The following is a 10983-nucleotide window of genomic DNA, read 5'->3' as shown; positions in this document are numbered from 1 at the left end:
TCCCATAAAGCCTAAGTCTCCCATTTTACGCACTAAATCATCAGGAAAGGTCTGAGTGTTATCGCGTTCTATAACACCAGGCAATAATTCGGTTTGTGCAAAATCTCTTGCAGCATCTCTAATCATTAAGTGTTCTTCTGTTAAGGTAAAATCCATAATGTAAATTAATTATTGATTTGTTAAAAAATATATACAAAGATAGTTTTTTGTTGCCGTATTGTCAACACAGATTATTATTTTTACTAATATGATAAAATTGTATTACAATGTGGTTGCAACAATGTCTGGGACTTCTTTGGATGGAATGGATATTATTTACGTAAATTTTATGTTGAAAAATTCTTGGTCATTTACAATTCGTTATGCAGAAACCTTACCTTATGACACTTCCTGGAAATCTAGATTAAAGGAGTTGACGGATAAAACAAGAACAGAAATTGAAGCCATTGATATCGAATATTCAAAATACCTTGGAGATAAGATTAATGCCTTTATTGAAAAACATGAGATTACCAATATTGATTTTATAAGTTCTCATGGTCATACGGCTTTACATCAACCAGAGAAAAATCTAACACTTCAAATTGGAAACCTTCAAGATATTGCAAATATCACTAACACTAAAGTAATTTGTGATTTTAGAGTACAGGATGTTAAATTTGGTGGTCAAGGAGCGCCATTAGTTCCTGTTGGTGATCGATTATTATTTTATGATTACGAATTTTGTCTCAACTTAGGAGGGTTTGCGAATGTGTCGTTTGAGTCTAATACAGATAGAGTTGCTTTTGATGTTTGTCCTGTAAACATTGTTTTAAATCATTATGTTTCAAAATTAAATTTAGAATATGATGATAAAGGTAAAATAGCGGAAAGTGGAATTATTAATTTTAATTTATTGGAGCGTCTAAATCAACTTCAATTTTATAAACAGTCTCCTCCAAAATCATTAGGTTTAGAATGGGTGCAATACCACATTTTTCCAATAATAGATAACTACGCTATTGGCATTAAAGATATTCTAAGAACTTTTGTTGAGCATTGTGCAATGCAGATTTCAAAGATTTTAAATGTAGAGAATTCATCAGTATTGATAACTGGTGGTGGTGCTTATAACACGTTTTTAATACGTCGTATAAAAGAACTTTCAGTAGCAAATATTATCATCCCAAGCAGTGAAATTGTTGAATTTAAAGAAGCCTTAATCTTTGGTTTTTTAGGCGTTTTAAAAGAAAGAGACGAAATTAATTGTCTTAAAAGTGTGACAGGTGCAAAGACGGATCACTCAACTGGAAAGATTTTGCTTCCTAATACTTAAAATTAGTGTCTAAATAACTAATAGAGTATTAGAGTTTTTTATATTTGTTAAACTCAAAGCAGATTAATTATGATACTATAATTTAATAGCTTTATAATACTAAATTAAACCTTCATTAAAAGCATTAAGATCGGGTTATAGCGATCAATTTAAACTACGTTAACTATGGAAACCGCAATAATTCTTGTTTTTGTTTTTGGCTATTTGGCCATTACCCTAGAGCATAATATTAAAATAGATAAACTCATTCCGGCATTGGTAATGATGGCAATTTGTTGGGCCTTAATCTCCTTAGGTATTGACGATTTTGCACAGTGGTTTGACTCTGCTAAACATAATTTAATGGAGAATTTTGGAATGCTTGGACACGAAGAGAAAATGCACCTAATGGAAGAGACATTGTTGCATCATCTTGGTAAGACTGCCGAAATTTTAGTGTTTCTTCTAGGTGCTATGACCATTGTAGAAATTATAGATTATTTTGATGGCTTCTCTACAATTAAATCAGCGGTTAACTTTAATAGCAGAAAAAAGCTATTATGGATGTTTGCTGGTTTAGCATTTATCTTATCAGCAATTATAGATAATCTTACAGCAACAATTGTTTTAATATCTATTTTACAGAAAATAGTTAAAGACAGGCACATTAGAATTTGGTACGCAGGTTTAATTATTATAGCAGCAAATGCAGGTGGAGCCTGGTCACCAATAGGAGACGTTACTACGACTATGTTATGGATTGGCGATAAAGTCTCTTCAGGAAACTTATTTATATATCTTTTTATACCATCACTTTTATGTATGGTGGTTCCTACATTTATAGCATCTTTGCTTACACCTTTTAAAGGGGATTTAGAACTACAACCAGATGATGGTAAACCAAAGAATAAGTTTAGTTCTACAATGCTATTCTTAGGTTTGGGTGCTATTGTATTTGTGCCAATATTTAAAGTTATTACGCATTTACCACCATATGTGGGGATGATGTTATCTTTAGGTGTTGTTGCTATATTTGCAGAGATTTACAGTAATTCTAAATTTGCAATTTCAGAAGTTGGTTCTGAAGACCACGATTCTCACGCAAGTCATAGTCCAGTACACTATTCATTATCTAAAATTGAGTTGCCAAGTATCTTATTTTTCTTAGGTATTTTAATGGCCGTAGCGGCGTTAGAATCCTTAGGTATATTATTTGGTTTTGCAGGAAGTCTAAAAGAAAATATAGGACTTTTAGGTACAGAACCAGTAGGAACTGTTGTGTCAGACCTTGTAGTAGTATTGCTTGGTGTAGGTTCAGCGGTTATTGATAATGTACCATTGGTGGCAGCAAGTTTAGGTATGTTTTCTGAGGGGCTAGACGATCAGTTATGGCATTTTATAGCGTATTCTGCAGGTACAGGTGGGAGTATGTTAATCATTGGTTCTGCCGCTGGTGTTGTAGCTATGGGAATGGAGAAAATTGACTTTTTCTGGTATTTAAAAAAAATATCATGGTTAGCACTAGTAGGATTTTTAGCTGGTGCTATTGCCTTTATGGTTATGAGAGGTATTCTTTAATATACTTAACTAAAAAACCAAACGTTATAATTTACAGAAACTATAAAACTTAAAATTTATTATATGATGTTACTGAGTAATATTCAAGAAGCAACCGATGTTGTAACAGATGGTGAACAGGTAGAGAAAACCTTATCCATAATTGAATTAATTATGAGTGGCGGAACCTCCGGAATTCTAATTATACTCATCTTATTTTTGTTGTTGATATTGGCGTCATTTATATATTTTGAACGTATTTTTGCCATAAAAGCCGCATCAAAAGTAGATTCAAATTTTATGAATCAAATTAAAGACCACGTAAGCAATGGTAAAATTGATTCCGCTCAAATGTTATGTGCACAACAAAATTCACCAGTATCAAGATTAATCGCCAAAGGTATTACCAGAATAGGAAAGCCGTTAGAAGATATTAATACTGCGATAGAAAATGCTGGTAGGTTAGAAATTTACAATCTAGAAAAAAATGTAAGCATTTTAGCAACCATATCTGGTGTAGCACCAATGATAGGATTTTTAGGAACTGTTGTGGGTATGATACTTTCTATTTTTGAGTTGGCAAATGCAGGCGGAACCATTCAAATGGATGTTTTAGCAAGTGGACTTTACACAGCAATGACAACTACGGTAGGAGGATTGATTGTTGGTATTATAGCTTACGTCGCGTATAACCATATTGTTGTAAAAACGAATAAGGTAGTTTACCAGATGGAAGCAAATTCCGTAGAGTTCTTAGATCACTTAAACGAACCAATCTAATATGAAATGAGTGATTAAAAATTTAAATGTTACATTATTTGACATTGAAATTTTTTGAGCGAATTCCTGAATATGAATAAATTTTTTATTGATTTTATTAAAAAAATTTTGAATAGATGAATATTAGAGGACGAAATAAGGTAACACCAGAGTTTAACATGGCATCAATGACAGATATTGTATTTCTGTTATTAATATTTTTTATGATTGCCTCAACTTTGGTAACTACCAATGCTATTGATATTATTTTGCCAAAAGCAAGCGGAAAAACAGAGAATAAAAAATCTACAGCGGTTAGTATTAAAGCAGATTTAACCTATTACATAGATCAAAAACGTGTTGGAGAAAGTGTTTTAGAGTCTCAATTAGTTGCTGCTTTGTCCCAGCAAGAAACACCTACAATTGTGCTAAGAGCCGAAAAATCTGTGCCTGTTGAGAACGTTGTAAAGGTTATGGATATAGCGAATAGAAATAAATTTAAAGTGATTTTAGCGGTAAAGCCAAATTAAACGGCATTGTTTTTGAAAAACAAATAGTAAAGAACTTACAGGGTTTTAAACGATGTGAGTCTTATAAACGAGTAAAATGAAATATCTTAAGACCAAACATCAGCGTAATTCTGCAAGAATCACAGTTCTAATAACGTTGATTTTGTTTTTGTTATTGTTTTTGGTCGGTCCGCAGTATTTAGACCCACCAGAGGAATATGGTATTGCTGTAAATTTTGGCACTACTGATTTTGGAAGTGGTAATAAGCCATTAGCACAACCAAGAAAAGCTATAGAAGAAAAACCTATTGAAGAATCTCAGCCAGAAACATCTGCAACCGAGCCCACGCAAACAAATACAGAAGAGGTATTAACCCAAGAAAGTGCTGAGGAAATAGCTATTAGAAAGCAAAAGGAAGTAGAAGCTAGAGCTAAAGCAGAGGCAGAGCGCATAGAACGTGAAAAGAGAGAGGCGGAAGAACGCAAAAAACGAGAAGAAGATAGAAAGCGAAAAGAACTTGACGCCCTTATTGGAGGTGTAAAAGATGCAGAAGGTAGTGACGATGGAGGCGAAGGGCCAGACACCCAAGGTGGTAATAAAGGACAGTTAGACGGTGACCCCTACGCACCAAGTTATTTTGGAGGTACTGGACCAGGAAAAGGAGGAGTTGGCTATGGTTTAGGAGGGAGAGGAAAACCATCTAAGCGCATTTACAAGCAAGATTGTAACGAGTATGGATTAGTTGTTGTAAAAATAGAGGTAAATCGACAAGGTAAGGTTGTTAAAGCCGAACCAGGAATAAGAGGTACAACTAATGCAGATGGATGTCTGTTAGAGCCTGCAAGGAAAATTGCTTTATCTCATAAATGGCCTGCAGATCCTAATGCTCCTGCAAAACAGATAGGCTTTGTGAGTATTAATTTTGATTTAGGTCAATAATTTATGAACTATTTAGATACCGTTAATTGGATGTTTCAACAGCTTCCAATGTATCAAAATAAAGGTAAATCTGCCTATAAAAAGGATTTGTCAAATACTATAAGGCTTTGCCATCACCTAAAAAACCCAGAACAAAAGTTTAAGTGTATTCATGTTGCTGGGACTAACGGTAAGGGGTCTACGAGCCATATGTTAGCATCTGTTCTTCAGGAATCTGGCTATAAAGTTGGCTTGTATACGTCTCCACACCTAAAAGATTTTAGGGAGCGTATTCGTATTAATGGAGACGTTATTTCTAAGCAATTTGTTATTGGTTTTATAAAACGTAATAAGGCTTTTTTTGAAGCGAATCACCTGTCTTTTTTTGAAATGACAGTAGGAATGGCTTTTGAATATTTTGCTAAAAAAGATGTTGATATAGCCGTAATAGAGGTAGGATTGGGTGGTCGATTAGATTCTACAAATATAGTTACGCCAGAAATGGCCGTCATTACAAATATAGGTTTCGATCACATGCAATTTTTAGGAGATACCCTCCAGAAAATAGCTGCAGAAAAAGCAGGAATAATAAAGAAAGATCGACCAGTAGTGATTGGGCAGACTCAAGTAGAAACAACACCGGTTTTTAAAGCTAAAGCCGAAGCTACTAAATCCTCTATCTATTTTGCAGACCAGATAATAAAAAACGCATTAGAAAGTGATTTAAAAGGGTCTTACCAAGCGCACAATATAAAAACAGTGATGCAATCTGTACACTTACTCAATGAATTAGGGTTTAAAATTTTAAAACAGCAATTGAAAAAGGGACTTTTACAAGTAACTAAAAATACAGGTTTGCAAGGGCGATGGCAGATTTTAGGCGAACAACCAAAAATTATCTGCGATACGGCACACAATAAAGAAGGACTCACTTATGTTATGGGGCAGTTATCTGCTGAAGTCTTTACAAATTTACACATCGTTTTAGGCGTTGTAAATGATAAAGATTTAGACGCCATCGTAACGGTGTTTCCTAAATCGGCAACATATTATTTTTGTAAACCTAATGTAAAACGTGGTTTAAATGTAGTGCAATTACAATCCTATTTTAACCAAAAAGGATTAAAAGGTGATGGTTATAAGAGTGTTGAGCATGCTTTTAACAATGCAAAGAGGAATGCGAAAAAAGAAGATTTAATTTATGTAGGCGGAAGTACATTTGTAGTCTCAGAAATATTATAATTTTTTTGTAAAAAACCTTTTGAGTTATTAAAAACTAATCTATATTTGCAATCCAATTATCGGGCGCGTAGCTCAGTTGGTTCAGAGCACTTGGTTTACACCCAAGGGGTCAGGGGTTCGAATCCCTTCGCGCCCACAAAAAGCCTCGCATCTAACGATAGCGAGGCTTTTTATTTCTTGTTGACAAATTGGTTAACAAGAGCAATACAACAATTCTCAGTTTTATAAAACAATAAAGTCTTTCAGTAATTAATAGTAAAAATCTGTAATTCCTTAGGAAGTATATCTATTTCTGCTGGCGCTTCTTCGTCGCATCTTTGTAGTTTAATTAAAACCTATATAAAGATGAAGACCATTTTTAATATACTTAAACCATTTTTCAGCAATTTAAACAAGAACGTATTACATGATATGCAACTGTAAATCATAAAGACAGATTGTGAGAATCCGTAGGCATCAGGTGTGTACTTTGTATCAGAAAAACCTTTTATTTCAAATTTTCAACAACAATTTTTTTAACAAATTAAAACAAGTATTGTAACAACATTTAACGTGCCAACAAGAGAAGAAGTAAATACTACAAACCAAACAATTTCTGACAACCTAGAAAAAGCCATAGGTTTTGGACCTAACCTTTTTCAACTTATGTATACTCGAGAATGTACTTAAAAATTACCTTGAATTTTCAAACTCCAAGACATCGCTTAAGGCTAAAGAAAAAGAAGTTGTTAATCTTGCGGTTGGCTAGGTAAATAATTGTGAGTATTGCTTATCTGAGCATACTGCAATAGATAAGATGAACGGATTTAGCGATGACCAAATCCTAGATTTCTGCCCTGGGCATGCATCTTTTGACCAAAAACTCGATGCTTTGTCAAAACTTGCCAAAAATATTACAGAAAATAGAGGAAATACAGACCACGATGTATTAGAAAATTTCTTTAATGCTGCCTAGACAAAGAAAAACCTCATTGATACCATCTCACTAGTAGGCAATAACATAATGCCACCACCAGACAAGGGAAAGATATACAACTTAAAGCACCAAATAGCCATTATACCGCCTTAATTATCAAGCTACTTTTACACTATAATTTAAAACAAAATAGATATGAAAACTCTAATCACAACAATCGTAACACTTTTACTAACCGTAACGCTTACGGCACAAAACCATGTCGCTGTAAATACTTTAAATTACGAAACTGATGTAAGAACAGTTTCTACGAAGAAAATTTCAGAAATTGAATCTGTATCAGCATTGACACTCGAAATTTATGAAACATCAAATTTTGAATATCGTAACTTTTTGAAGGATGCTGAAGATTCTCATAAAAGGTATCAAATAGGGCAAGAAATTTACACAAAGAAAGAACTGGTAAAGATTTTTAGAAAAGGCGCTAGACGGTCTGAAAATGTTATAGAATTTGAAGAATTTCTTACAGACTATAATCCGAAATTCTTGAACAATGTTTCTGAACTAGAAACAGTCGATATATTCACAAAGTTTAGAGAAGGCACATTGCACGCTTATTTAGATACATTGCCAAGTGGGATTTTCTAGTACTCTGTAAATTTTGAAAGAATAGAAAGAACTTACAAAGATGCTTTAAATTCTTTTTTAAAAGTAGCTGGTGGTGAACCCACTTGATTTTTAAAAAATTTAGAGAAATGCGCAGGCTCAGAAAACCCTACTTCATAGCCTATCTCCTCAGCAGTTTTATCAGAATAAAAGAGTAGTCTTTTAGCCTCTAAGATAATACGTTCATTAATGATTTTTAAAGGTGACTTGTCTCCAGATTTTTTAAATAAATTAGATAGTGTTTTTGGCGATTTAAAAAGCATTTCTGCATAGTCTGCTACCTGATGCTTTTCTCTAAAATTCTGTTCTACTAAAAGATGGTACTGTCGCACCATATCGTATTGTGGTTTAGGCATATCCTCTTCAGAATTTTCTATTTTAATTAATCGTGTTGCTTTAATGAGTAATCGTTTTAGTATAGAACGCAACATTTCTCCTTGAATATGGTCTTTTGTTTCAAATTCTTCTCGTAAAATAAGAAACATTGCTTCAAAACTAGCAACTTCTTTTTCGCATAAGGTAATTATAGGCGGAAGTGAAGAACCAAAGAATAGAAACCCTTGGCAAGATACCTCTGCATCGTGGTCGCGTATGCAATAGAACTCACGATTAAAAATTACCGCAGTAAGTCCAGCATCTTTTCCCATCTCTACAATATTGAGCGGCGTACAAAATGCAACCTGATTCTTTTTTATTTGTAATCTATACCCATCTACTATAATGGTAGCATCTTTGTCTTTTGCCCAAAGTATCTTATACAATCCTTTTCTACTTAAAAGATTTATTGCGGGTCCACAGCTAAAATCGGTCAACGTTAACTGGCTTTGGTCTTTTAAACTTGAATAATCTAATTTCATATATACTAAGGGGTTGTATTTTGTTTATAAATATAAAAAATAAATCGCTTTGCGGTTAAAGATAGTAACACTTCATTGGAAACATAACCAAACTTATTTAAGCATCAAAACCTATAAAAGTTTCCCTTTGCTTGATTTGAATGTATGGTATATTTTCATAGAAGTTTTTTAGAAGATAAAAGTAGTTGAATGTAATATGATGATTTAAATATTTTTTACTGCATTTATTTTTTAAGTTATCAAAACTAGCCTTGTTTTTATTGTTTTCTTTTTAATTGAGCGTTTTGTGATTTGCTTTCTCGAAAGCGTAAAACTTTTAAAGCCTGCCCCCTAAAATCAGTTAATGACTTTAGAGGGCAGGCTTTACTATATCCCCAGTTTTTACGCTGCTCTACAGCGTTTTTAAGCTTCCTTTTTATGTAAAGAAACAACTAGTAGTACGGCAGCACCATTAATCCAATAGAAATAAGCGTCAAGCCCTTCAAAAGAAAAAATAAATGGTGCCAAAATGAATAATACGGCTACCGCACCATCTACAAGCAAGTGTAATCGGTATGAGATAATAGGGAGAAGCCCTGTATGGTGGTCAGTTAGTATTGTTAGGCCTAAAGCTGCAACACCTACTATTACAGAAAGATAAAGGGCAATGGGATTAGATTCTCCTAAGCCTAATAAAAAGGGTAGAACCATTAAAGAGACTGCTACGGGATAATCTAAGTACGAGTGAATTTTCTTTGTGATAAATCGCATAATATTGTTTTTTTTGATTATTAATTATTTATAATCCAAATATAGCCTCGTTATCAAGGGGTTGAAATAGCGGTTATTCCTGTAAAATTGTACATTATTCACTTTCGTATAAAACGATGAGCAAAAGTGCCATTAAAACCTTCAAGACGCACATTTGTGAGTATCATTTAGACTTATCAAATACTACTATTGAGCAATTTTATCGTTATTATTATGATTCTATATCACTTGTGTAAAATGAAGTCTGTAAGTATATAAATAGCGTGTATTAAGGTGATTGAACTTTATGACTTAGTTACTCTTTACTACTTCCTTCTTAGTCTTTAATGACTCATACTTTTTGAAGTAGATTTGCTTTACTTTTTCCTGTGATTATGAGGTTAGCTGTTTGCTTTATTTGTAGGTGCTCCTAATAATAGTGTGCATCTCAGTCTCTATTTATAGCATCACGCTCCCAATGGATGTCAACCTCACCTACGGGTAGAAGGCCTCACAAGGTTCGCTTTCGCGAAAGCATAAAACTTAAAAAGCCTGCCTTCTAAAATCAATTTATGATTTTAGAAAACAGGCTTTATTTTGTGTAAAAGCTTTTTTATGCCTGCATAAAAGAGCCTTCAACTTCTTTTTTATGAAGCGAGACCACTAGGAGTACAGCAGCACCGTTAATCCAGTAGAAATAAGCATCAATCCCTTCAAAAGAAAAAATAAATGGAGCCAAAATGAATAATACCGCTACCGCACCGTCTACCAGTAAGTGCAAACGGTATGAGATAACAGGTATTAATCCCGTCTGGTGGTCTGTAAGGATAGTCAAAATCAAAGCGGCAACACCTACTACAACTGAAAGGTAAAAGGCGATGGGATTGGATTCTCCTAAATTTAATAAAAATGGCAACGCAATTAAAGAGATTGCTACTGGGTAATCTAAGTACGAATGGATTTTTTTTGTGATAAATTTCATAATGTTTGTGTTTATTGGTTATTAAATTATTTATGGTTACTAATTATTAATAGTTTAAAAATAGCATTGTCATCTAGGTGCTAAAAAATAGATTATTGCTTTAAATTTGTATATTTTTTATTTGAAAGTAAAGTGTGTTTTTTTTTTATTCTTGGTTTTTAGTATTGAATTCATTAAATGGTTTCGTTTTAGTTTCTAACAATTTTTATGGTACTGGTCTTGCCGGAGTTTTACTGCTCTAAAAGAATATAACATCAAGCTTAAAAGTGCTAGAATTGCTACTAATATTCCCAAAAAAAGCACATAAATATCTCCTTTAAAATTCCAACCTACGTTTTCCTTTAGTCCAGAAAATAGTGCTGAAAGCACAAAACTAACTACTGATAAATACAATAGTGCCATGGCACTATTAATGAGTTTAAGTTGCTTTAGTTTGCGCTCAATTAAGGTGGAAGCATTCCCTTCATTTTCATTGATAAGCACTTTAATCTCCCTACTCAAGTCTATCATAATATTTGAAGTAGATAGAATGAGCAAACAAATACCTGGCAAA

At 33.4% G+C, this 10983-nt stretch carries 13 protein-coding genes and 1 tRNA gene; 9 read left to right on the top strand and 5 right to left on the bottom strand.

Annotation, left to right across the window (positions count from 1 at the left end; all coding sequences use genetic code 11):
• A partial coding sequence (locus Q0800_RS14055) for an acyl-CoA dehydrogenase family protein (protein ID WP_299130996.1) occupies positions 1-156 on the bottom strand: 156 nt, incomplete at its 3' end.
• 91 nt (positions 157-247) lie between these two features.
• Between Q0800_RS14055 and Q0800_RS14050 the strand changes: the two genes are divergently transcribed.
• The 9 genes from Q0800_RS14050 (at position 248) to Q0800_RS14010 (ending at position 7844) form a co-directional block, all read left to right on the top strand.
• On the top strand, positions 248-1315 hold the full coding sequence (locus tag Q0800_RS14050) for an anhydro-N-acetylmuramic acid kinase (protein ID WP_299130993.1): 1068 nt from the start codon (positions 248-250) through the stop codon (positions 1313-1315).
• Positions 1316-1480: 165 nt separating this feature from the next.
• The gene (nhaD, locus tag Q0800_RS14045) at positions 1481-2872 is read left to right on the top strand and encodes a sodium:proton antiporter NhaD (RefSeq protein WP_299130990.1); all 1392 of its coding nucleotides are present in this window, start codon (positions 1481-1483) and stop codon (positions 2870-2872) included.
• A gap of 63 nt (positions 2873-2935) precedes the next feature.
• Positions 2936-3631: a MotA/TolQ/ExbB proton channel family protein gene (locus Q0800_RS14040; RefSeq protein WP_299130988.1), complete on the top strand. Its 696-nt coding sequence runs from the start codon at positions 2936-2938 to the stop codon at positions 3629-3631.
• A 116-nt stretch (positions 3632-3747) separates the two neighbouring features.
• On the top strand, positions 3748-4140 hold the full coding sequence (locus Q0800_RS14035) for a biopolymer transporter ExbD (RefSeq protein ID WP_299130986.1): 393 nt from the start codon (positions 3748-3750) through the stop codon (positions 4138-4140).
• 76 nt (positions 4141-4216) lie between these two features.
• Positions 4217-5059 carry an energy transducer TonB gene (locus Q0800_RS14030; RefSeq protein ID WP_299130984.1) on the top strand — a complete coding sequence of 281 codons (843 nt, stop codon included), beginning with the start codon at positions 4217-4219 and terminating at the stop codon, positions 5057-5059.
• A gap of 3 nt (positions 5060-5062) precedes the next feature.
• Positions 5063-6280: a folylpolyglutamate synthase/dihydrofolate synthase family protein gene (locus tag Q0800_RS14025; RefSeq protein ID WP_299130982.1), complete on the top strand. Its 1218-nt coding sequence runs from the start codon at positions 5063-5065 to the stop codon at positions 6278-6280.
• Positions 6281-6341: 61 nt separating this feature from the next.
• Positions 6342-6416: transfer RNA gene (locus Q0800_RS14020), tRNA-Val, on the top strand.
• Between the two features lie 660 nt (positions 6417-7076).
• Positions 7077-7235, top strand: a complete 159-nt coding sequence (locus Q0800_RS14015) for a hypothetical protein (protein ID WP_299130980.1) — start codon at positions 7077-7079, stop codon at positions 7233-7235.
• Positions 7236-7391: 156 nt separating this feature from the next.
• A complete protein-coding gene (locus Q0800_RS14010) occupies positions 7392-7844 on the top strand; it encodes a hypothetical protein (RefSeq protein ID WP_299130978.1) in 453 nt (150 codons plus the stop codon).
• A 32-nt stretch (positions 7845-7876) separates the two neighbouring features.
• Here the strand turns inward: Q0800_RS14010 and Q0800_RS14005 are convergent, their stop codons facing one another.
• The 4 genes from Q0800_RS14005 to Q0800_RS13990 all read right to left on the bottom strand — a co-directional run.
• Entirely contained in the window at positions 7877-8719 is an 843-nt protein-coding gene (locus Q0800_RS14005; RefSeq protein ID WP_299130976.1) for a helix-turn-helix domain-containing protein, read from the bottom strand.
• Between the two features lie 402 nt (positions 8720-9121).
• Positions 9122-9469 (bottom strand): hypothetical protein, encoded by a 348-nt coding sequence (locus tag Q0800_RS14000; RefSeq protein WP_299130973.1) that lies wholly within the window; start codon positions 9467-9469, stop codon positions 9122-9124.
• Positions 9470-10061: 592 nt separating this feature from the next.
• Complete coding sequence (locus Q0800_RS13995) at positions 10062-10430, bottom strand: hypothetical protein (RefSeq protein ID WP_299130971.1); 369 nt, start codon at positions 10428-10430, stop codon at positions 10062-10064.
• 195 nt (positions 10431-10625) lie between these two features.
• On the bottom strand, positions 10626-10983 hold a 358-nt coding region (locus tag Q0800_RS13990), incomplete at its 5' end, for a DUF2721 domain-containing protein (RefSeq protein ID WP_299130969.1).

The sequence above is a fragment of the uncultured Winogradskyella sp. genome, from assembly GCF_937958655.1.
Classification (GTDB): Bacteria; Bacteroidota; Bacteroidia; order Flavobacteriales; family Flavobacteriaceae; genus Winogradskyella.
The sequence above is the reverse complement of the archived record's forward strand: the minus strand, read 5'-3'. Positions and strand labels throughout refer to the sequence as shown.